General features: G+C 63.2%; 18 protein-coding genes. 8 read left to right on the top strand and 10 right to left on the bottom strand.

The features are described 5' to 3' along the window. Positions 1 to 146: 146 nt before the first annotated feature. Positions 147 to 506 (bottom strand): FKBP-type peptidyl-prolyl cis-trans isomerase, encoded by a 360-nt coding sequence (locus tag QP997_RS08595; protein ID WP_012360792.1) that lies wholly within the window; start codon positions 504 to 506, stop codon positions 147 to 149. Positions 507 to 671: 165 nt separating this feature from the next. Further along, positions 672 to 1,955, bottom strand: coding sequence for a citrate synthase (locus QP997_RS08590; RefSeq protein ID WP_284758601.1), 1,284 nt, complete (start codon positions 1,953 to 1,955; stop codon positions 672 to 674). A gap of 381 nt (positions 1,956 to 2,336) precedes the next feature. Here QP997_RS08590 and serC point away from each other — a divergent pair, with 381 nt between their 5' ends. The 3 genes from serC (at position 2,337) to QP997_RS08575 (ending at position 5,865) form a co-directional block, all read left to right on the top strand. Then, entirely contained in the window at positions 2,337 to 3,476 is a 1,140-nt protein-coding gene (gene serC, locus QP997_RS08585) for a phosphoserine transaminase (protein ID WP_284846878.1), read from the top strand. 189 nt (positions 3,477 to 3,665) lie between these two features. Then, on the top strand, positions 3,666 to 4,868 hold the full coding sequence (gene sepH, locus QP997_RS08580; RefSeq protein WP_284846877.1) for a septation protein SepH: 1,203 nt from the start codon (positions 3,666 to 3,668) through the stop codon (positions 4,866 to 4,868). Positions 4,869 to 4,893: 25 nt separating this feature from the next. Next, positions 4,894 to 5,865: a DUF6928 family protein gene (locus tag QP997_RS08575; protein ID WP_284846876.1), complete on the top strand. Its 972-nt coding sequence runs from the start codon at positions 4,894 to 4,896 to the stop codon at positions 5,863 to 5,865. A gap of 38 nt (positions 5,866 to 5,903) precedes the next feature. On the opposite strand, the gene QP997_RS08570 is transcribed toward QP997_RS08575, so the two are convergent. The 3 genes from QP997_RS08570 to QP997_RS08560 all read right to left on the bottom strand — a co-directional run bounded on the left by QP997_RS08570 (position 5,904) and on the right by QP997_RS08560 (position 9,201). Continuing rightward, a complete protein-coding gene (locus QP997_RS08570) occupies positions 5,904 to 6,764 on the bottom strand; it encodes a TrmH family RNA methyltransferase (protein WP_284846875.1) in 861 nt (286 codons plus the stop codon). Continuing rightward, positions 6,764 to 8,248: an NCS2 family permease gene (locus QP997_RS08565; RefSeq protein WP_284846874.1), complete on the bottom strand. Its 1,485-nt coding sequence runs from the start codon at positions 8,246 to 8,248 to the stop codon at positions 6,764 to 6,766. Before QP997_RS08565 ends, QP997_RS08570 begins: the two co-directional genes overlap by 1 nt. A 209-nt stretch (positions 8,249 to 8,457) precedes the next feature. Next, positions 8,458 to 9,201, bottom strand: a complete 744-nt coding sequence (locus QP997_RS08560) for a DUF3027 domain-containing protein (RefSeq protein ID WP_284758606.1) — start codon at positions 9,199 to 9,201, stop codon at positions 8,458 to 8,460. A gap of 58 nt (positions 9,202 to 9,259) precedes the next feature. Here QP997_RS08560 and QP997_RS08555 point away from each other — a divergent pair, with 58 nt between their 5' ends. After that, positions 9,260 to 10,132 carry a glutaminyl-peptide cyclotransferase gene (locus QP997_RS08555; protein ID WP_284846879.1) on the top strand — a complete coding sequence of 291 codons (873 nt, stop codon included), beginning with the start codon at positions 9,260 to 9,262 and terminating at the stop codon, positions 10,130 to 10,132. A gap of 118 nt (positions 10,133 to 10,250) precedes the next feature. Continuing rightward, positions 10,251 to 10,901: a DUF2771 domain-containing protein gene (locus QP997_RS08550; protein ID WP_284846873.1), complete on the top strand. Its 651-nt coding sequence runs from the start codon at positions 10,251 to 10,253 to the stop codon at positions 10,899 to 10,901. 68 nt (positions 10,902 to 10,969) lie between these two features. Here QP997_RS08550 and QP997_RS08545 read toward each other — a convergent pair whose 3' ends face one another. Next, positions 10,970 to 11,353 (bottom strand): cold-shock protein, encoded by a 384-nt coding sequence (locus QP997_RS08545; protein ID WP_284846872.1) that lies wholly within the window; start codon positions 11,351 to 11,353, stop codon positions 10,970 to 10,972. Positions 11,354 to 11,904: 551 nt separating this feature from the next. On the opposite strand from QP997_RS08545, the gene QP997_RS08540 reads away from it, so the two are divergent. After that, positions 11,905 to 12,549: a resuscitation-promoting factor Rpf1 domain-containing protein gene (locus QP997_RS08540; RefSeq protein ID WP_284846871.1), complete on the top strand. Its 645-nt coding sequence runs from the start codon at positions 11,905 to 11,907 to the stop codon at positions 12,547 to 12,549. A gap of 186 nt (positions 12,550 to 12,735) precedes the next feature. On the opposite strand, the gene QP997_RS08535 is transcribed toward QP997_RS08540, so the two are convergent. Further along, on the bottom strand, positions 12,736 to 12,927 hold the full coding sequence (locus QP997_RS08535) for a hypothetical protein (RefSeq protein WP_012360804.1): 192 nt from the start codon (positions 12,925 to 12,927) through the stop codon (positions 12,736 to 12,738). Between the two features lie 138 nt (positions 12,928 to 13,065). On the opposite strand from QP997_RS08535, the gene QP997_RS08530 reads away from it, so the two are divergent. Next, a complete protein-coding gene (locus QP997_RS08530) occupies positions 13,066 to 15,531 on the top strand; it encodes a helicase-associated domain-containing protein (protein ID WP_284846870.1) in 2,466 nt (821 codons plus the stop codon). A gap of 124 nt (positions 15,532 to 15,655) precedes the next feature. After that, the gene (locus QP997_RS08525) at positions 15,656 to 17,236 is read left to right on the top strand and encodes a helicase-associated domain-containing protein (RefSeq protein ID WP_284846869.1); all 1,581 of its coding nucleotides are present in this window, start codon (positions 15,656 to 15,658) and stop codon (positions 17,234 to 17,236) included. Positions 17,237 to 17,252: 16 nt separating this feature from the next. On the opposite strand, the gene pbp2m is transcribed toward QP997_RS08525, so the two are convergent. The 3 genes from pbp2m to QP997_RS08510 form a co-directional block, all read right to left on the bottom strand. Then, on the bottom strand, positions 17,253 to 19,034 hold the full coding sequence (pbp2m, locus tag QP997_RS08520) for a penicillin-binding protein PBP2M (RefSeq protein ID WP_284846868.1): 1,782 nt from the start codon (positions 19,032 to 19,034) through the stop codon (positions 17,253 to 17,255). Positions 19,035 to 19,147: 113 nt separating this feature from the next. Then, positions 19,148 to 19,978, bottom strand: a complete 831-nt coding sequence (locus tag QP997_RS08515) for a serine hydrolase (protein ID WP_070604856.1) — start codon at positions 19,976 to 19,978, stop codon at positions 19,148 to 19,150. After that, positions 19,975 to 20,835, bottom strand: a complete 861-nt coding sequence (locus QP997_RS08510; RefSeq protein WP_012360809.1) for a LysR family transcriptional regulator — start codon at positions 20,833 to 20,835, stop codon at positions 19,975 to 19,977. Before QP997_RS08510 ends, QP997_RS08515 begins: the two co-directional genes overlap by 4 nt. Between the last annotated feature and the right edge of the window lie 5 nt (positions 20,836 to 20,840).

The following is a 20,840-nucleotide window of genomic DNA, read 5'->3' as shown; positions in this document are numbered from 1 at the left end:
GATGCAATATCGGAATCAGACCCTTGAACCCCTCACCGCCTAGAATTAAACCAGTCCAACTTTCGGGGGCTAGTTCACAGAAACCCGGCGGGGGTTGTGTGCGTTCCAGCTAGCTCGCGTCACCCAGCAGGACGACGCTGAGCCAGCTACTTCGCATCGATAAGATCGATGACGAAGACCAACGTGCGGCCCGCGAGGGGGTGCGGGGTACCGGCTGGGCCATAAGCCAGCGCCGGCGGGATCGTCAGCTTCCGGCGGCCACCCGTCTTCATGCCCGGGATGCCCTCCTGCCAACCAGCGATCAGGCCCGAGAGCGGGAACTGAATCGACTCACCGCGATCCCAGGAGGAATCGAACTCCTGGCCGGTCTCGAAGTCCACGCCCACGTAGTGCACCTCAACCATGCCGCCAGGCACAGCCTCAGCACCGTCGCCAACCACCAGGTCCTCGATCACGAGCTCCTCAGGCGCCGGACCAGATCCAGCGTCAATCTGCGGCTTCGACATTCTTTGCCACTCTCCTCACGCCAGCCTTCACAGGCCGGCAAGTTTCCTTCTCAAAGAACAGCCCCGCCCCTGCCCTATGCAGGAGGCGGGGTGTCACAGCACCGACTGTACGTAGCCGGTAATGCCCACGCGAACCACGTTCTCACGCAGCTCGGCTAGCAGCAATTAGCGGTCGAGCTTGCGCTCGCTCTGGCCGGTGTAGATCTGACGCGGGCGGTTGATGCGCGCGGTCGGGTCGTTGACCTGCTCCAGGTAGTGAGCGATCCAGCCCGGCAGACGGCCGATGGCGAACAGAACCGTGAAGAAGTCGGTCGGGAAGCCCATCGCGCGGTAGATCAGGCCGGTGTAGAAGTCGACGTTCGGGTACAGCTTGCGCTCGATGAAGTAGTCATCGTTCAGCGCGATGTCCTCGAGCTTCATAGCCAGGTCCAGGAGGTGGTCGCCGCCCAGGTGATCCAGGATCTGGTGAGCGGACTCCTTCACGATTGCCGCGCGCGGGTCGTAGTTCTTGTAGACGCGGTGGCCGAAGCCCATCAGCTTCACGCCGTCTTCCTTGTTCTTGACCTTGGTCATGAACTCGTCGGCGTTGTCGCCGTTCGCGTGGATGTCCTCGAGCATCTCCAGAACGGCCTGGTTAGCGCCACCGTGCAGCGGGCCGGAGAGTGCGTTGATGCCACCGGCGACGGAAGCGAACATGTTGGCGTCGGAGGAGCCAACCATGCGAACCGTGGAGGTGGAGCAGTTCTGCTCGTGGTCAGCGTGCAGGATCAGCAGCTTGTCGAGCGCGTCGACGACGACCGGGTCGACCTCGTAAGGCTCGGTCGGGTAGCCGAACATGCTGCGCAGGAAGTTCTCGCGAGCATTCAGGGAGTTGTCCGGGTACATGTACGGCTTACCCTGGGATGCGCGGTAAGCGTAGGCAGCCAGCATCGGAACCTTCGCCATGAGGCGGTAGGTGTTCAGCTGCTGCTTCTCCGGGTCACGCGGGTCCAGGTCATCCTGGTAGTAGGTGGACAGAATGTTCACGGAGGAAGCCAGCACGCTCATCGGGTGAGCATCGCGCGGGAAGACGCGGAATGCGGCCTTGAAGTCCTCGTCCAGGAGGGTGTGGCGGCGGATGCGCTCGGAGAACTCCTTGAGCTCATCCTGGGTCGGCAGCTCGCCGTTGATCAGCAGGTAGGAGACCTCGTTGAAGGTGGCCTTGTTAGCCAGGTCAGCGATGTCGTAACCGCGGTAACGCAGAATGCCGTTTGCGCCGTCGATGTAGGTGATCTCGGACTTGGTGGAGCCCGTGTTCACGTAGCCAGGGTCCAGGGTGGTCAGACCGGTTTCGGCCAGCATCTTGCCAAGCGCGACGCCGTCGTTACCCTCGGTCGCCTTGACGATGTCCATTTCGTACTCTCCACCTGGGTAGTGGAGAACGGCCTTGTCCTGATTATCGGTAGCCAATTGCCATCCCTTTCTAAAAGTTCACGTGCGATATCTCCACACGCGGAGTACGTCCGTAGCTAACAGTGTATAGCGCTTGTGGCTCGTCTCGCGGCGTACACCTTGAAACTTTGCGTACTGCACCCGCATCAGCGGGCACCGAGCCGCCAGGCGACTCTAGTGAAGCTCCCTGCCGCTGCCGTTCCACAGCGCCGTGGGATACCCCAGTATCCTACGTCATATGTGAGCTACGCGACATTCTTGGGGTGCGTCGCCACTACCCCCAGCGGGTGGCAACCCCCGGAAGGCCGCCCGCTAAAATGAGAACTGAACCACAAAAGCCCACCACCTCACGCGGCCACGCAGTGAGGCCAGTTAGGACAGCAAGGAAGGTCCGCATCTATGGCAACCCCAAATAACGAACTGCCAACTCTGCCCCAGGAACTCATCCCCGGCGACGGTCGCTTCGGCTGTGGCCCATCCAAGGTTCGCCCAGCCCAGCTGCAGGCTATCGCCGATAGCGCAGCCATCATGGGCACCTCCCACCGCCAGGCTGGGGTCAAGGACGTCGTCGGCAGCGTCCGCGAGGGCCTGAGCGAACTGTTCAGCCTCCCGGAGGGCCACGAGATCGTCCTCTCCCTGGGTGGTGCGACCGCATTCTGGGACGCCGCGAGCTTCGGCCTGATCCGCAACAAGTCGGCCCACCTCACCTACGGTGAGTTCTCCGGCAAGTTCGCCACCGTCTCCAAGAAGGCGCCGTGGCTCGACGCCCCGGAGATCATCGAGGCGGAGCCAGGCACCGCACCGTCCCCGTCCCAGCTGGATAACGCGGACGCCGACGTCGTCGCATGGGCCCACAACGAGACCTCCACCGGTGCGATGGTGGACATCACCCGCCCGGCTGGCGATGCGCTCGTCCTGATCGACGCCACCTCTGGCGCCGGCGGACTGCCGGTGGACATCGCCCAGACTGATGCCTACTACTTCTCCCCGCAGAAGTGCTTCGCCTCCGACGGTGGCCTGTGGCTCGCAGCCTTCTCCCCTGCCGCGATCGAGCGCGTCGAGGAGATCGCCGCCTCCGACCGCTACATCCCAGCCTTCCTGGACCTGAAGACCGCCGTCGATAACTCCCGCAAGAACCAGACCTACAACACCCCGGCCGTCGGCACCCTGGTGATGCTCGACAACCAGGTGCAGTGGATGAATAACAATGGCGGCCTGGACGGCATGGTCAAGCGCACCACTGAGTCCTCCAACCACCTGTACTCCTGGGCTGAGGGCCGTGACGGTGCCAACCCGTTCGTCACCCCGGCCTCCGCCCGCTCCCTGGTCGTGGGCACCATCGACTTCGACGAGTCCATCGACGCCGCCCAGATCGCCAAGATCCTGCGCGCCAATGGCATCCTGGACACCGAGCCGTACCGCAAGCTGGGCCGCAACCAGCTGCGCATCGGCATGTTCCCGGCCATCGACCCGGAGGATGTCAAGAAGCTGACCGCCGCGATCGACTGGATCCTCGATAACGGCCACGCCGCGAAGTAACTGATCCAACGGGGCTGGTTTCTAGCCCCTCCCCTGCGCCGGCCGCGCGCCCGAGAATCACCCGGGCCCGGCCGGCGCCGACGTACCTGCCTGGGGTTCGCACCCAGCCAACCACGGTGACTGCGGCACACCGGCAGGCAATCTCCGTTAAAGTTATTAAGAGTGATTTTTAGGCGTGAGGAGGCCCCAATGAGGGAACTGAAACTGGTAACGACTGACAGCGATGCTCAGTCGCTGGTTTTCGTCCCCGCCGAGGCACCGGCGGGGGCTGAGCCCGCCGAAGAGTTCTTCCTCGCGGTCACCGACGAACTCCGCGAGCTGCTGGGCACGGCTGAGAACAGCGAGTCGGGCTCCGAGCACGGCTCTGAGGAGGTCGTGGACGCTACTGGGGTTTCGGTAGCAGGCACCGAGGCTCCGGATGCCGAAGCGCGGGATGTTTCGGAGGACGACGCCGGTTCCGGCACCTCTGGTGACGGGCTGGCCGCCGCTTTCTCCGAGCTGCGGGAAAACGAATCCCGGGCCCGTGCCGAGCGCGAGCGTGCCCGCCAAACCGAACAGGAGTCCGCAGATGAGGAGCGCGTCCGCAAGGGCTTCGGAACCAAGGCGGGCAGCGGGCGACCGCACCGCACCCGCATCGCACTGAGCCCCCGCGTGATCCAGGACCGGGTTCGCCACGGCGCGAGCATCGCGGAGCTCGCCGAGGAAGCAGATACGGACGAGTCCCGCATCGAGCCCTATGCGTGGCCCATCCTGCAGGAACGCTCCCGCATCGCGGAGCTGGCCCGCTCGGCTCGCCCAGCCACGAGCGAGGGCACATCTGAACACACGCTGTGGGAGGCACTGGCCACCGCCTTCGCCGCGCGCGAAGAGAACGTCGCTGATACCCAGTGGGATGCTCACCAGGATCAGTCCCGACAGTGGGTCGTGACTGTCAGCTGGGCGAAGGCCGCGGCTGGCCAGACCAACACGCACTCCGCTGAGTTCCTCTTCGAGCCCTCCGCTACCGGTGGCCACAACCTGGTCCACCCGCTGGACTCCGTGGCCCGGGACCTGGTGGATCCGCGATTCTCCCAGCCGGTGCGCAGCGTGACCCCGCTGCATCCCGTGGACAACGCCGAAGGCGGTGGTGGCCACCCGGCCGCTGGCGCCCATGACCTGTTCGCCAACACCCAGGGTGGCACGCCCCCCGCGCACCGCGAGGATCAGCGCGCACCGGAGCACAGCAACGCACCGGCGGGCGGCGACGCTGCCGAGTCCGGTGCCGAGCAGGGTGAAGACTTCCTTCTCCACCCGACAGAGGAGCAGGGTAAAAAGCGCCGCCGTAAGGCCGTCACCCCGCACTGGGAGGACGTCCTGCTGGGCGTGCGCACCAATCCGAAGAAGAAGCGCTAAAGCACACCGTCGATAGGGTAAAGCCATGGCCGAAGACACCGCGAACCCCAACCAGGGTGACGTCATCACCCAGCCGCACACGCTGGTCACCTTGTGGTTCGTTAACGTGGCGGATCCCCGCAGCGTGTTGGACGCCGAGCCCGCCCCCGACCGTGGCTTCGCCCGCAAGTACCTCTCCCAAGTCAACCCGGCCTGGCCGCTGACGCACATCGGGGACTTCGACATGACGCGCAGCACCTCCCCCGATGTCCACGAGTTTTACATCGGTGCGTTCCCTGAGGTCTCGGTCGTGCAGACGATCATGCCGGGCCTGCTGCGCCTCTCCGAGATCCCGGAGAACTACCGCAACCTCGTCGCTGCCGCGGACGTGTACGCCACGGCCTACGTGCCCGAGGACGCCGGCGAATCCGAGGACTCCCAGACCTACGCAGGCCTGGGTGGCTTCGCCCACTGGTCCGGCGGCACTCTCAAGCGGGCGTTCAGTGCTACCCGGGAAAACATCCTGGAAGACGTGGGCCTTCCCATGCCCTTTGAGATGCCCTTCTGGGAGGGCAACGCCGAGGCCACGGGCATCCAGCTGCCGTTTATCCCCCACGAGATCGCCGCGGCCGCTGCCGAGGAGTGGCTGGGTTTCCGCACCGACGGCTCGGGCCCCAGCATCCACATCAGCGCCTTCGCGACCGACGGCCGCCCGGAGACGAAGTCACGGACCACCGACCCCTCCCGCATCGCTGGGGTGCGTTCGTCCTCCGCCGAGGACTCCGGGCTGTCCGACACCGACGACGGCGCCAGCTACGACGACTACACCCCTGGTGGTACCTCGAATACTGAGGTCAAGCCGGCAGCCGAGCTCGCAAAGGACGTCGCCGCCGCGACCGGCAGGCTCGCCGTGCGTGGCGCCAAGCAGGCCTGGGGTGGCCGCTATGGGATCAAGAACATGGGCCGCAAGCTCCGCGACGAGGCCCAGCGCCTGGCGCGCAACACCGGCCGGAACTAGCGCACGCATCGGCCCGTTCTAGGGCCTACAGCCCTCCCCTAGTAACGGCTGGCGTAGAAGCCGATTGCGGCGGCCGTCGCCACGTTCAGGGAGTCCGTCCCCGGCATCATTGGGATCTTCGCCCGCACATCAGCCGCGCGCATCGCGTGCTCGGTCAAACCCGGGCCTTCGGCACCGACCATGATCGCGATGCGCGCCCCCTCCCCCTGCTCGCGGCGCACCGCATGCACCGCGTCTGCCAAGCTCAGCTCCGTGTCCGGGGTCATCGCGATGATCTGAAAGCCCGCCTCACGGACCGCGTCCAAGCCGTTCTGCCAGTTCGTCGTCTTCCCCGAAAACCGCGCCCACGGCACGCGCAACACGTGCCCCATGCTCACGCGCACCGCGCGGCGATACAGCGGATCAGCCGTTGCCGCCCCGAAGAGCACTGCATCCACCCCCAGGCCCGCGGCGTTGCGGAACACCGCGCCAATATTCTCGTGATCTCCCACGCCCTCCAGGATGGCGATCACGCTCGACCCTGCGGGAATCCCCGCCAGGACTTCCGGCACCGTACGCTCCGGGATGCGGTCCGCCGCGGCTACCAGGCCGCGGAGCATGTCGAAGCCCGCAACCTCCCGCAGCACGTCGCGGGAGACCTGGTAGACCACTGGTCCGCCGGCCGGCTGAGACGCCGAGCAGGTGACGTTCTGCAGAACGGAGAGCTTGCCCTCGAAACCGACCACCGACCGCACCGGGTACCCCGAGGCCAACAGCCGTGGCACGACCAGCGAGCCCTCCGCGATGACCAGCCCCTTGCCGCCCGGCAGATCGGGCCGCGAATCCGAGGAATTGAGGTCCCGGATATCGTCCAGCCGCGGGTCAGCCGGGTCGGTGATGGCGATCGGGGCCAGATGCACTAGTTAATCGCCCCCAGGATCGGATCCACGGCGAAGTACACGACGAACAGGGCCGCCACGACGTACAGCAGCGGGTGGACCTTCTTCGCGCGGCCCGCGATCACGGACATCACCACGTAGGTCACGAAGCCCACGCCAATGCCGTTGGCGATGGAGTAGGTAAACGGCATGACAACGATCGTCAGGAACGCCGGCAGAGCGATGGAGAAGTCGCCGAAGTCGATGTCCTTGACCTGCGACATCATCATCGCACCAACGATCACCAGCACGGGTGCCGCGGCCTCGATCGGGACGATCTCGTACAGCGGGGTGAGGAACATCGCGGCGAGGAACAGCAGGCCGGTAACGACGTTGGCCAGGCCGGTACGGGCACCGTCGGCGATACCGGATGCGGAGTCCACGAAGACGGTGTTGGAGGAGGCAGACGCCGCGCCACCGACGACCGCGCCTGCGCCCTCGACGACCAGGGCAGTCTTCAGGTTCGGCAGGCGGTCCTCGTCATCCATGAGCTTGGCCTGCTTACCCAGCGCCGTCATCGTTCCCATGGCATCGAAGAAGTTCGCGAGCACCAGCGTGAACACCAGCAGGGACGCCGCGAGCACGCCCACGCGGGAGAAAGCACCGAGGAGGTCGACCGCACCCAGCAGGGAGAGGTCCGGCAGGCCACCCACGGAGTCCGGCAGCGTCGGCACGGACAGGGACCAGCCCTTCGGGTTCGGCTCGCCGTTCTCGAAGGACGCGCCCGACGGCGCGAGCGCCTCGATGACGACCGCAATGATGGTGTTGATGACGATGCCGATGAACAGGCCACCGCGGACCTTGCGGACCACGAGCCCGCCACAGATCAGCAGACCGAGGACGAAGACGAGGGTCGGCCAGGTAGCGATCGAGCCGTTGATACCCAGGCCGACCGGGACGGTGGTGCCAGCGGCATCCGGGACGCGGCGAACGAAGCCGGAGTCCACCAGGCCGATCATGGCGATGAACAGGCCGATACCCACGCCGATCGCGGCCTTCAGGCTGGCCGGGATCGAGTTAAAGACCGCCTCACGGAAACCCGTGACGGCCAGGAGCACGATGATGATGCCGTCGATGACCACCAGGCCCATGGCCTCCGGCCAGGTCAGACCCTCGGTCGCGACGAAAGTGACCGCGACCAGGGTGTTAATGCCCAGGCCGGCAGCGATGCCGAAGGGATACTTGGCAATCACACCGAAGGCGATCGTCATCACACCAGCAGCGAAGGCCGTCACCGCAGCGACGCGGGAGGTGCCCAGGATGTCACCGTTGACGTCCGCTCCCGTACCCAGGATCAGCGGGTTCAGGATGATGATGTAGGCCATCGCGAAGAACGTGACCACACCACCGCGGATCTCGTCGGGGATGGTGGAGCCACGCTCCGTGATGTGGAAGAAGCGATCCAACCCGCTGCGGGCGGGCTGTTGTGGTGGAGCCGAATCTGATGAGGCGGCGGAGGTGGACATGGACGAGCAAAATCCCTTCGGACGCAGTGTTATTTCGCCTAAGAGATTCTCACTTCGCCCCAAGATTCTGCAACTATCGTCACGAGCGCCTCGGGGGTGGCCGGGGCTGGTGGCAGGGCTGCGGTCAGCGCCTGCCTCAAGGCGTGTCCGATCGGTGAGGTAGGGATGCGGCAGCGGGCAGCATTAGCGCTGCGCTAAGCATGGCGCCTTTAGAGCCCGTCGTCGAAGGCGCCGTACTCGCGGCCACCGGTGGAGTCGAACTCCTCCTTCGTCTCCGAATGCGCGCCGCAGCCGTAGGTCGCGTGCACCACGCGCCCATCGGCGGAATATTCATTGGTACACATGCCGAACTGAGTATCGGGGTTATTGATCGGCAGGTAGAAAGCGCAGGTCTTGCAGCTCATCGCTGCCTTCTCCGCGAACTCGGAGTTCGGGCCGAAGTTGCCCTTACGCCACCGCTGCAGGGTCTCGGCCAGTCCCTTCGCACTCAGCGCCTGTGGTGCCTTCTGGTTGCGGGGGAAGTTCTCCAGCTCAGCGCGCCGGTCCTTTTCCAGCTCGCCCCAAGACGCCAGGCGCTCGTCGTCCTCCCGAGGCGGGAGGGTATCGCCGGGGCCCAGGTCCCCCGGTCGCACGCGGTCCTCGTAGGGAACCCACTCGGGCGCGAGCTCGGCCTTCGCCCCCGCTTGGAGGGCGACCTCGTTGACGGTGATCTCCTGGCTGCCCGGCACCGCGGCGAGCACCGCGATCCATTCCCAGTCCTTATATCCGGGGGTGAGGCTCGCGAAGCGGTGAATGGCCACGTGCCCGGAGTCCTGCCCCTGGCGCGGCGGAACCTTCACCCCAAGGTGCTCGCCCACCTCCCCCTCGGCGGCTTCCGTGATTACCTCCCGGGCGACCTCCCGGGCCTCGGCGCTAAAGAGCAGCTGGTCACGCTGTTTCCTGTGCTTAGTCATCACTCCCATTATGCCCTGCACACCACCGAGCGGGGCACAGCCCAGCGCCTGGGGCACAATGGAGGCCATGATCACTGCAGCTTTTGCCCGTTCCGCGCGTCGGCCTGTCCGGCTGACGATCGGTGCGGTACTCGCCGCTGGCCTGCTGACCGGCTGCGGCTCCGCCGACGACGAGGGTGCCCAAGTCACTGGGACCGCCACGATGGAGGAAGGCGCCCGTCAGCCGGAGCAGCTCAAGGCCACCGTGATCGCCGAGCACCCGTGGGATGCCACCAGCTTCACCCAGGGCGTGGAGGTCGTTGACGAAGGAAAAATCCTGGTGGGGACGGGCCGCAACGGCGAATCCCGGATCTACCACAGCACCGTCGACGGCGAGCAGTCCGATAGCCACGACCTGGAGCGCCGCTACTTCGGCGAAGGAGTCACCCGCCACGTCGGTAAGGACGGTCACGCCACCGTCTGGCAACTGACCTGGAAGGAAAACACCGCATTCCGGCGGGATGCCAACACCCTCGAGGAACTTGACCAGGTCCACTACGACGGTGAGGGCTGGGGAATCTGCTCCACCGGGGAGCAACTGGTGGTGAGCGACGGCTCCGGCACGCTGACCTTCCGGGATCCGGAGAGCTTCGCCGCCACGGGAAGCGTGGATGTCACGCGCGGCGGCGAGCCCACCACTATGCTCAATGAGCTCGACTGCCGGGACAACGAGGTCTGGGCCAACGTCTGGCAGAGCGACGAGATCTACCGCATCGATCCCACGACTGGCGAGGTCACCGGGGTCGTGGACATGACGGGGTTGGTGCCCACCGCTCGGCAGGCCGGCGTCGATGTCCTCAACGGCATCGCCCACGTACCGGGAACCGACCGCTTCTACCTGACCGGGAAGCTGTGGGACACGATGTACGAGGTCACCTTCGAGCCCGCGTAGGGACTACGGTGCCACCAGCCCGGCAGCCCCCTCCCCGCTTGCTTGCTTCGGGGGTACGGCTAACACCACCAAGCGCTGCGACTTTGAGCTAGCGCAAGTTCGCATAGCATGAGTAGCCGTGAACTCTTCTAACTCTCAACCGCGCCCCGAGGACACCGAGCAGTTCCTCAAGCGAGCCAACGCAAGCAAGCCGACCCCGGCGGAGGGCGCACCGCAGCGCTCCCGCCCCAGCGCGAAGCAGCGCCGCAAAGCGGAGCAACGCAAGCAGCTGATCACCATGCTGAGCATCCTCGCGCTCGTCGTCGTGATCGTCGGCGCCGTACTGGCGGTGAACTGGTGGCAGAACAACCGCGAGGGCACGCTGCCGGAAGACCAGCGCGTCGTCGCCGTCGTCGGGGATGAAGAGGTAGAAATCCCACCGTATTCGGCCTGCGAGATCGACGACCCCGACTGCAAGCCAGGAAAGCCCTTCGAGCTGGACTTCAAGGGCCAGGACGAAATCACCCTGCGCATCCCGGAGGATGTCTACGACCACGACTGGGCGATGCTCAGCATCTTCGACGACCCGGGCGCGAACGACGAGCAGTACCACAAGGCCAACGAGACTACCGAGACCACGGTGCGCCTGAAGTCAGAGAAGAAGAAGTCCGACGGCAGCAACCCCGAGCTGACCGTGGTGGAGATCCACTCCCTGCTCGTCGGCCGCGACGCTGATGGTGAGGAGACCCCCGTGGCCACGGTGTGGGCTATCTCCCCGGCCGGAAAGTAACGGCCAAGGATAAAAGAAGTGCCCCGGCGATGCCGGGGCACAGGGACCCTATGGGGGCTGATGGGGGCTTAGGAATCGAGCTCGCGCGCGATAGTGCGAAGAATCTCCACGATCTGGCGAGAGTCACGGCGATCCGGACGGCGCCCCGCCTGCAGGACCGGGACGACCTCGGAGTCCAGCAGATTAATGGTGTCCTGCACCATGCCAGCCAGCTGCTCCGGCTTGAAGCGGTGCTGGGCGCGGCGAGGGCCGTCGTCCAAGATGGTCAGGCTGAGCGCCTGCGGCCCGCGGCGGGCAGCGACGAACTCATACTCCACGCGCTGGCCTGGGACGAGTTCCGTGACTCCCTCGGGCAGAACCTGGCGGCCGACGTAGACGTCCTCCTCACCAGGGTTGGATACAAAGCCGAAGCCCTTGTCGGCGTCGAACCAACGAACTTTACCGACTGGCATGTTGCCTCACCTTTCTTCTCTTCCTTACCTTGGCGCGCTGTGCGGTCTCTCCCGCGAAGTTCCACGCGCCGTGGGGCGGGTGCCACAGGCAGCTTCCGCACGTTGGGTGTGCGGTCCCGCCCGGCGTTAAGCCTCCAGGATACTCGCTTCTGCGCGCACCCCTGGGTTACTGAAGAAGCTGAAATTAGCAGGCCGGCCCAGCGAGTGCACAATCCGTAATGCAGGCCACTGCGTGGGGCATCAATGCGCCGAGAACCCACCTCACCCGGTGAAACACGTCACAATCCAGGAAAAAGTTACGATTCGTTATTTTCCGTTAATCGGCAGGTCAGAGGCGTTTTATGAGGGCGCATCGCAGGGCGGGCGGCGGGTTTTCTTTCCGAAGAACGTGACTATTTCGTTATAAACGGCTAGCGTGTGTTCTCAGCACAGAGCAATAGCTCACAGCGTCGCGCAGATTCGCACGGCGCACCATTGAAGTAAGAGAACACGAAACGAACGGTTTTCGGCCTGGTCGCGGGACCGGCCACCGGAAGGGAAACTCAAGAAAAATGGGACGCCACTCGAAGCGCAACTCCATCTCCACCGTCGGCCGCATCGCCGTCGCAGGTGCCGCACTCTCCGCAGGCGCCGCCGCGTTCGCACCGGCAGCCTCTGCTGCACCGGATTCCGACTGGGACCGCCTGGCTCAGTGTGAGGCCGGCGGCAACTGGCAGATCAACACTGGCAACGGCTACCACGGTGGCCTGCAGTTCTCCCCGTCCACCTGGTCCGCATACGGTGGCCAGAAGTACGCGCCGTACGCATACCAGGCAACCCGCGAGCAGCAGATCGCTGTCGCAGAGAAGGTCCTGGCTGGCCAGGGCTGGGGCGCATGGCCGGCATGCTCCGCACAGCTGGGTCTGAACTCCGCCCCGACTCCGCGCAACGTCTCCGCGAAGCCAGCCCCGAAGAAGGCCGCACCGCAGGCCGAGGCTAAGAAGGCTGTCTCCCAGCTCGCCCAGCAGAAGGACGTCCTGGCTATCGATAAGGTCTACCAGCAGATCGTCGACCGCTTCGAGGCAGCCGGCCTGGCGATCCCGGCACCGGTCGAGGAGTTCTACAAGGCTCACCGCGTGACCCTCAACAACCACCTCAACGCGCACAACGCCCGCGTTGCTCAGGCCCAGCAGATCCTGAACCAGTTCGGCCTCTAAGCTCAACGCTTCAAAGCCGAACAGCAAACAGCCCCGGCCAGCGAGAAATGAACTCGCCGACCGGGGCTGCTGCTATTGCCTGTTATTGCCAACCGCTCGTGCCAGTGGCAGCTAGCACTTGATGCTGGCAGCAGGGAACGCGAAAACCGCCGTGGAGTGCTTGAACCCCACGGCGTGAATGCGCTCTTAGCGGTTGATCACCGTGTCTGGGTGCACGTACGGGAGAGTGGAGGAGTCCACCGGCCACTCGATCTCGCCATAAGGGGAAAGAGCGCCTGCCGAGAAAGCCACCAGCTCGGTGACAGCGTGCTGACCCTCTGGAATATCAGTCGGCCACGCCGGGTCTACATAGCCTTTTTTCTTTTCAACGTTCGCCATAGTTTGAGTTTCTCATATCACACCGAAAATCGCACCATAGGAGCCGAAAAACGGCTGACCGGTCCACCCGTTTGGGAAAACCCCGCGCTAAGCCGTCAGCGGGCACGGGTTGGGCGAGTCCACTAGAATGGTGTGCCTATGACTGGCCCCGAATCTCCCCGTGACGACGCGTTTAACCCACCCCTGAGCTATCCCGCATGGCTGCTGGGGCAGGATTACGCGTCACTAGCAGGGCTCCTGGGCCGGCTCCACAGCCGCGGGGCGATAGACCTGCTTGCCCCCACCCCACTCTCCGAGCTCGGCTCCACCGCCCGCGGGGCGTCCTATCACGCCGGCTCCGACACGCAGGCAGGCGCGGCGGGGGCGCTGGACGACACGCTGCTCGATAGCGCCAGCGTGCGCTTCCTCTCTGCCATCGAGCTGCTGGTGCTGCACTCCGGCTTCGAGCTGGACGCCACCCACGAATGGGTCAGCGCCAGCGACATCATCGCGACCGCGACAGAACTGCTGGACATCGCTGGCACACCGGCTGAGCGCCGCCCCAGCCAGTCGGATCTGCTGGCAGCCATGCGCTCCTGCGCGTCGTGGGGCCTGATCTACGGCCCCGAGTGGTCGCTATCCCCCGAGTCGGAGCAGCCTTCCGACCCCGACGCCCTGGACGAGCTCTTGCTCAAACTGCCCGGACCCCTCACGTCCATGTTCCACCCCTCGGTCCGGGAACTGTGGCGGCTCGCTGACTGCAACCGCTGCCCCATCCCCACGGCGGAACTACCCGGCGCGGTGGAGGCCCTCCCCGACCGCCAGCGCCGCCTGCTCAGCACCCTCAACAACGCGGGTGGGGTGGGCCATTCCGAGTCCTTGCGGCCGGGTGCAGACCCCGACCAACCACTACCCACGCTGGTGCGCACCGGGATCTTGGACCAGATCGACGAGAACACCGCTCGGTTAAGCGGCCGGGTCGCGCAGTACCTGCGAGGCACCCTCATCGCCGAGCCCGGCGGGGACTTCCGCCCGGCGCGCCCTATCAACCCAGCTACCGGCGATACCGAGGCCCCTGACCCGGCAGCTTCTGAGGATTCGGCGCCCGAGCCCTCGACCACCGATCCGAATAGTCAGGCTTCGGCCACGGCGGTCGCGAACGTCATCCAGACGATCCAGGATTTAACCGAACTGCTGGAGGAGCTGGGTTCCGAGCCCATTCAGCCGCTGATGTCCGGCGGCATCGGAGTCCGTGAGATGAACCGCATCGCTCGCCGCTGGGGCACCGACTCCGAGGAGGTCGCCCGCCGCCTCACGCTGGCATACGAAGCCGGCCTGGTGGATCTTGGTTTTGCGCACCCTCCCGCCGGAGACGGCCCAGTCTGGGCGCCGACCGAGCCTGCCATGGACTTCCTTGAATCCTCACCGGCTACGCAGTGGGCGATGCTGCTGCTCGGTTGGCACGCTACCCCCTACGCCCCCTGGCACGCTGAGGCGCTGGACGTCCGCGCTTTCCAGGAGGAGTTGCTGGACCCGAATGCGGCACACCTCCGTCAGTTGTTCCCCTTCCTTTTTAGGACGCCAACGGGTACGACGACGAGCACCGCGCAACTGGCCGATCAGCTGTGGCGTGTGCAGCCCTTCCAGGCCTGGGGCACGACCGCGGCGGGGCTGGAGGCGATCGTCGCGGAGTCGGTGGATCTTGGGCTCACCGCGTTGGGCGAGCCCACGGCAGCGCTGTCGGCGTTGAAAATCGCCAGCGAGACCGCTGAGGCGCGGGCCGCCCGGAGCGCAGCTGCGGCCGCCAGTGCCCCAGACGACGGCGGTTCCCCGAACAACAACGATGACGACGCTGACGTCGACGTCCCAGTTGGTCCCCACGGCACGGACGACGACCCCGTCGCCGCGCTGGCAGCGCGCCTAGACGAGCTCCTCCCCTCCCCCGTGAAATACCTCATCATTCAGGGCGATCACACCGTCATGGCGCCAGGCCTGCTGGCCCCGGCGGACGCGGCGATGCTGCGCGCCATCGCGGTTCAGGAGTCCTCCGGCATCGCGTCGGTCTGGCGGATCACGAAGGCGAGCCTGCAGTCCGCGTTCCGCGGCGGGCACCGCAGCGAGGAGATCTCGGAGTTCCTCTCGACCATGACCCCGGGCGGGCTGCCGGCGGTGCCGCAGTCCATCCGCTACCTCATCGAAGACGCCGAACGAGGCCTCCAGCTCTCGGGCAGCACCCCGGAGGACGCCACGGCTAGCGGCGACAGCTCCGTGCCGCACCGCGTGCAGGGAAGATCCCGCCGGCATACCGACTCGCAGCTACGGGAAGCCATCGCAGCCGAGATCGAAAGCTACCGCCGGGCAGCGAATATCGAGAGCAACGCCCACGAGGGCGACGAGGCCACGCTGACCGAGCCCCGCGCCGCGCTATCCGCGCTGCGTCAGGCCTATACCTCGGGCCACCAGGTGCGTTTGAGCTACGCGGAGGCGGATGGCTCCACGGTGAGCGCGTGGATCTCGGTGGTGATGGTGACCGCCACGCAGATCACCGCCGTGAGCGAGCCGGACGGTGAGACCTTCACGGTGCACCCGCACCGAGTGGTCGCAGTCTCCGTCCCATCGCGCTAGCCTGGAGTTTTGACGCTTTTGAGCCCCTGCCTCACCCGCGGGACTCAAAAGCCACGCATGCCCCGGCACGTGAAACCCGTTTTCACGCCGGGAAAACACGTCTTCCAAGGAAAGGACAACGGCTTTGCCCATCGGCGACGGCCCCTTGATCGTGCAGTCGGATAAGACCGTGCTGCTCGAGATCGACCACCCGAAGGCGCAGGAGGCACGTAACGCGCTGGCCCCGTTCGCGGAACTGGAGCGCGCCCCAGAGCACGTGCACACCTACCGCATCACCCCGCTGGCTCTGTGGAACGCCCGCGCCGCCGGCCACGACGCCGAGCAGGTCGTCCACGTACTGGAGGAGTACAGCCGCTTCCCTGTCCCCCAGCCCCTGCTGATCGACATCGCGGAGACGATGGACCGCTATGGTCGGCTCACCTTGGTCAAGCACCCCGCGCACGGCCTGGTGCTCGAGTCCCGGGACGCCGCCGTCCTGGCGGAGATCCAACGGCACCGGAAGATCAAGCCGATGCTGGGCGAGCAGATCGACGCGGACACCGTCATCGTCCACCCCTCCGAGCGTGGTCGACTCAAGCAGGAGCTGCTGAAGGTCGGCTGGCCAGCAGAGGACGAGGCCGGTTACGTGGACGGCGAGGCGCACCCGATCAGCCTGTCCACCGAGCACGAGGACTGGGAGCTGCGCGACTACCAGCAGCTCGCCGCGGACAGCTTCTGGGAGGGCGGCTCCGGCGTCGTCGTCCTGCCCTGCGGTGCTGGTAAGACGATGGTCGGCGCGGCCGCGATGTCCAAGGCGAAGGCCACGACCCTGATCCTGGTGACGAACACCGTCGCAGGCCGCCAGTGGCGTGACGAGCTGCTGCGACGCACCTCCCTGACGGAGGATGAAATCGGCGAATACTCCGGAGAGAAGAAGGAGATCCGCCCCGTGACCATCGCCACCTACCAAGTGGTCACGCGCAAGTCGAAGGGCGAATACCGGGCGCTGGAGCTGTTCGACTCCCGCGACTGGGGCTTAATCATTTACGACGAGGTTCACCTGCTGCCTGCCCCGGTGTTCCGCATGACCTCCGACCTGCAGTCTCGCCGCCGTCTGGGGCTCACCGCCACCCTGGTGCGCGAGGACGGCCGCGAAGGCGACGTATTCAGCCTGATCGGGCCGAAGCGCTATGACGCCCCATGGAAGGACATCGAGGCCTTCCTGGATCGCATGTCCCCCGGCGGTCTCTCGTCCGTTCCCCAGTCCCTGCGGTATTTGATTGACGACGCCACCAGGGCATTCCAGCAGGGCTCCGCCACCGAACCCCACTCGGCTCGTGTCCCGTCTCGCGTGGATACTCCCCAGCGCAACATCATGGACATCACTGGGGACTCCACCGAGATCGCCTCGGAGATCGACGGCGCCGTGGAGGGTTTTCGCCGCGCCCACGACCAGGCCATCGCCGTGGACCCGGCGGACGGCACGAAGGCCTCGGACACCCGGACCTTCCGCTCGCCGCGGGAGATCATGTCCGAGCTGCGCCGCGCCTATACCGCGGGCACACAGGTGCGCCTGCACTACGTGGACTATGCGGGTGCCACCAGCCATGACTGGATCTCCATCGTGATGATGACCCCCTCCACCATCTCCGCGGTGCTCGAATCCACCGGGGAGAGCCTCACGATCCAACCCCACCGCATCGCTGCGGTGGACGTGCCGTGCTAGAGGTTATGACGCAAGTTTATTGAATTCCAGAGAATTTCTGAACATCCGGCGAGCGAAGGAAACGCCCGGCCATTTCCACAGCTGGCTGAGAAGAATCTCCTTCGATTACAAGGGACGCAATCGCCAATTCCCCTGTCGTTCCAGCGAACCAGCCATTGGAAAGCTTGCCATCAATTTCTGCTGTACCAGTCTTTCCGCCAAGTGCACTAAGATCACTCAACGACCTAGCTGAACCGTGGTCAACTGTTGATTTCATCATCGTCCGGAGGCTTTGAATAGTTGTATCGCTGACATGCTGGTCTGCCTGTTTATTCACTACTGTCTGTTCGCCTTGAATGAGCTGTGGAGGAACAAGCAAGCCGCCGTTAGCGACAGTCGATTGCATGAGCGCAATCCCAAATGGACTAGCTAGAACCTCGCCCTGTCCAATAGAAGCCTCCACACGAGGAGCTCCAGCCGGTGTCCGCGGCACCGAACCAGTAAGTGTGGTCATCCCTGGTACGTCGAAGTCGGAGCCAATTCCGAGTTCTAAAGCAGTCCGTTGCAGATCATCTTCTCCCAAACGATCCGAAATGACCGCTTGGGTTGTGTTACATGATTGGGCGAAAGCTTCTTCCAGTCGAACGCTACCTAGATCGAAGTCATGATCGTTGGGAATCTTGCGTCCAGCGACGGTGATATTGCTAGGACAAGGTAGTTCCTCATCCATGCTGACTGCCCCTGCCTCTAGTGCCGCCGCTGTGGTCACAGTTTTGAACGTCGATCCCGGTGGGAATAGCCCGGTGAGTGCGATTGGCCCTTGGTTATTTGCCTTGTCATTTTGCGCAACGGCAAGGACACCTCCTGTTCTAGGATTGAGCACGACTAGAACTGCGGCACGTTGCTCACTGTCCACTGCTTGTTTTGCTGCGCTTTGCAGTGTGTTATCCAGAGTGGTTGCGATTGGCTGAACTCGGCGAGGCGGCTCAGAGGCTACCGTCGTCATACCTTGTGAACTCTCAGCGCGTATCGACCATCCTGAATTAGCATCGAGCACTGACTCCCAATATTTGTTCAATTCAGCATCCAGCGGAGAGTTAAGAGTTTTGGACACGCTTAAGAGACGCCCCTGCTCCACAGTGGAAATTCCCTCAAAGGTCCTAAGTTGCTCTTGTATCTTCCGGAATTCTTCCTGCCTCAAAGTGAGGAGCACGGTGTCTTCATCCTGAGACTCTCCCAAGGTCTGCTCGATCCACTCCTTAGTCGTTGTGGGAGACACTGGTGCAAAAATCTGGGCCAATTCCTGCGCTCTAGAGGCTATATCTTTGCGACCTCGTACCTGAATAACTTTCGTCCAGGTCATATATTCATTGCCCAAGCGATCTTTAATTGGAAGATCGTACTGTTTATCTTCAGCAAAAAAGAGTGCGGAATCATCGCTCAACTGAGCTTCGAAGATCGAAGGCAACCATTGAGGCTTACCATCCTGTCCACTAAGGACGAGCCGACCATTGCTCTCCAACTCCACACCATCTTTGGACCAAGTCACATGAGTATTCTGCTTTCCATTGGAAATATCAGATTTTTCGATGTTGACCTTCACACCATGAAGTGACTGCCGAAATTCATGAAGGGCGCGCTCCGGGTCTGGATGATCCAGATACCGTGCAGCCTTGCTGTCATCTCCCGCGTTGAAAGCTTTGAGAAATACGTCTGAGTCTGATTCCCACGGTAGAGCTGAACAGCTGCTCAACATCACTGCGGAGAGCGAACAGAGTGCAATCACCGACTGACGGAAACGATTGTGCTTAGTCATCATGGGAGTGACGTTAAGTGAGACGCATTGGATGCCACCAATATCACATAATGCAATTGTCTCATTTCATTCACATATAGGCGCTGGTAGAAGTGTGTATTCAAGTGGCAGAAATTCTAACGAAGAGCGTCCACGAGCAGTCTAGCCACTTCGCCAATAGCACCATCGTGAGTACTCATTGCTTGTTCTGGCACCACCTGTTTCAGCATGATGGACACCACAATGGGCTCCTCGCCCTCAACCTGGATAATCGAAGCTTCACCATGGAGAAGTCCTACAGTGCCCGTTTTTCCATAGATATCAACGCCGCTTGGAGGAAAGCCTGAAGGAACACGGTGACGCCACACCTGCAACCCCAAGAGTTCACACATAGATCGACGTACCGCTGCACTATCGTCTTTCCAAACCTGTTCCAAGTCATTAGTTATTTCCGCCAACGAAGAGACTGCAGAAAACGCTATATCTGTACTACTCCCCCCTTGGGATTGAACATATTGACGCAATTGTTTCTCCGCCGTCACTAAGCTATTCCGATCTTGCAAGTCATAATGAGGTGGAAACCGTTTAAGAAATGCTTCTCGAGCCCACGCAGGCAGTAGACGCAAAATCTCGTGGGCGGCCACGTTATCTGACACCGATGCGACTTGTTTCATTAAGTCTCGGAGACTCACGTTCACTGCGTCATCAAAGGCAGCGAACCCATACCCTTCGTAAGTTCCTTTGGACGGTGCAACGTCAACACGAAGACGAGGATCCAGATCACCTCGTTGAATCGCTTCCAAAGTGAGGTGGAGGAGCCGGATTTTATATAAGGATGCCACCGGAATTTTCTCGTCTTGTTTGCGTCCGATAGTCACCCCATCGTGCAGTCGCGATGCACACCACCATCCCTCACACCCCGACCGCGTCAACACGTTTTCCAGGGCCATCTCCATCCGTGCAGTCATTGGTTAATCCTTCGACAAATTCTTTCGGCGACCGCCATGGCCTCGGCGCCATTGTCCATCCCACCTCGGCGAACCACTACATCCACGGAAAAATCGAAACGGGAAGGAAGCTCAATAGCATTGTCAAACTGGTGAAAACCGCGAAATACCAAAGACATCCCCTCCCCTCTTCCAATCAATAAGCCCCTACCTAGAGCATCCTCTGAATCATTAATTTCGCAAGACACACCCGACCGAAATAGCTCTCTCGCCAAACCACTGGCTGCACTTGAATTGTCATTCAGGTTCTCCACCAGCAGATTCAATTGAGACAAGGTCTTATCCAACCTTGAATACCCCGGCGGCACCACTAGATCACGTGACAGAGAAAACTGCCTCGCACTGCGGTGAGTACCCAAGGGAACCGGAGCTTGAACAAGCCCCGCATGAATAGCGCCTTCTTCAACACGGGCAAGAATCTCAACAGAAGGCAGTGACGACAAAACTACTCCATCATGCTGCTGTGCCTTTGCTGCAATACGCGATCCTATCTCGCTTGGAAGCGCACTACTGATGGCCAAACGAAACCCGCTTTGCGCACCACTTCGGATACCGTCAATCATCGAATGCATAGTCTGAAGATCGCGATTAATCACCCGGGCATATGGAAGCAAGGTCAACCCTGCCTCGGTTAGTTTCACCTCCCCCGCCCCTCGGATAAATAGCGGTGTACCTACACCAGCTTCTAAGCGCTTAATGGCATTGGAGACAGGCGGCTGACTCACTCCCAGTCGCGCTGCCGCCGCTGTAAAACTACCGGTCTCCGCTAAAGCCACGAAATACTGCCATTGGCGCAGATTTCCCGTCTGAGCAATCATGGGTC

This window comes from Corynebacterium sp. MSK039 (assembly GCF_030232315.1).
Taxonomy (GTDB): Bacteria; Actinomycetota; Actinomycetes; order Mycobacteriales; family Mycobacteriaceae; genus Corynebacterium.
The sequence above is the reverse complement of the archived record's forward strand: the minus strand, read 5'-3'. Positions and strand labels throughout refer to the sequence as shown.

What these genes read in the sequence shown, in the direction of transcription:
- QP997_RS08595 (WP_012360792.1), bottom strand. Translation starts at nt 506, where the DNA reads ATGTCGAAGCCGCAGATTGACGCTGGATCTGGTCCGGCGCCTGAGGAG.
- serC (WP_284846878.1), top strand. Translation starts at nt 2,337, where the DNA reads ATGGCAACCCCAAATAACGAACTGCCAACTCTGCCCCAGGAACTCATC.
- sepH (WP_284846877.1), top strand. Translation starts at nt 3,666, where the DNA reads ATGAGGGAACTGAAACTGGTAACGACTGACAGCGATGCTCAGTCGCTG.
- QP997_RS08575 (WP_284846876.1), top strand. Translation starts at nt 4,894, where the DNA reads ATGGCCGAAGACACCGCGAACCCCAACCAGGGTGACGTCATCACCCAG.
- QP997_RS08565 (WP_284846874.1), bottom strand. Translation starts at nt 8,248, where the DNA reads ATGTCCACCTCCGCCGCCTCATCAGATTCGGCTCCACCACAACAGCCC.
- QP997_RS08560 (WP_284758606.1), bottom strand. Translation starts at nt 9,201, where the DNA reads ATGACTAAGCACAGGAAACAGCGTGACCAGCTGCTCTTTAGCGCCGAG.
- QP997_RS08555 (WP_284846879.1), top strand. Translation starts at nt 9,260, where the DNA reads ATGGAGGCCATGATCACTGCAGCTTTTGCCCGTTCCGCGCGTCGGCCT.
- QP997_RS08545 (WP_284846872.1), bottom strand. Translation starts at nt 11,353, where the DNA reads ATGCCAGTCGGTAAAGTTCGTTGGTTCGACGCCGACAAGGGCTTCGGC.
- QP997_RS08540 (WP_284846871.1), top strand. Translation starts at nt 11,905, where the DNA reads ATGGGACGCCACTCGAAGCGCAACTCCATCTCCACCGTCGGCCGCATC.
- QP997_RS08535 (WP_012360804.1), bottom strand. Translation starts at nt 12,927, where the DNA reads ATGGCGAACGTTGAAAAGAAAAAAGGCTATGTAGACCCGGCGTGGCCG.
- QP997_RS08530 (WP_284846870.1), top strand. Translation starts at nt 13,066, where the DNA reads ATGACTGGCCCCGAATCTCCCCGTGACGACGCGTTTAACCCACCCCTG.
- pbp2m (WP_284846868.1), bottom strand. Translation starts at nt 19,034, where the DNA reads ATGATGACTAAGCACAATCGTTTCCGTCAGTCGGTGATTGCACTCTGT.
- QP997_RS08515 (WP_070604856.1), bottom strand. Translation starts at nt 19,978, where the DNA reads ATGACTGCACGGATGGAGATGGCCCTGGAAAACGTGTTGACGCGGTCG.
- QP997_RS08510 (WP_012360809.1), bottom strand. Translation starts at nt 20,835, where the DNA reads ATGATTGCTCAGACGGGAAATCTGCGCCAATGGCAGTATTTCGTGGCT.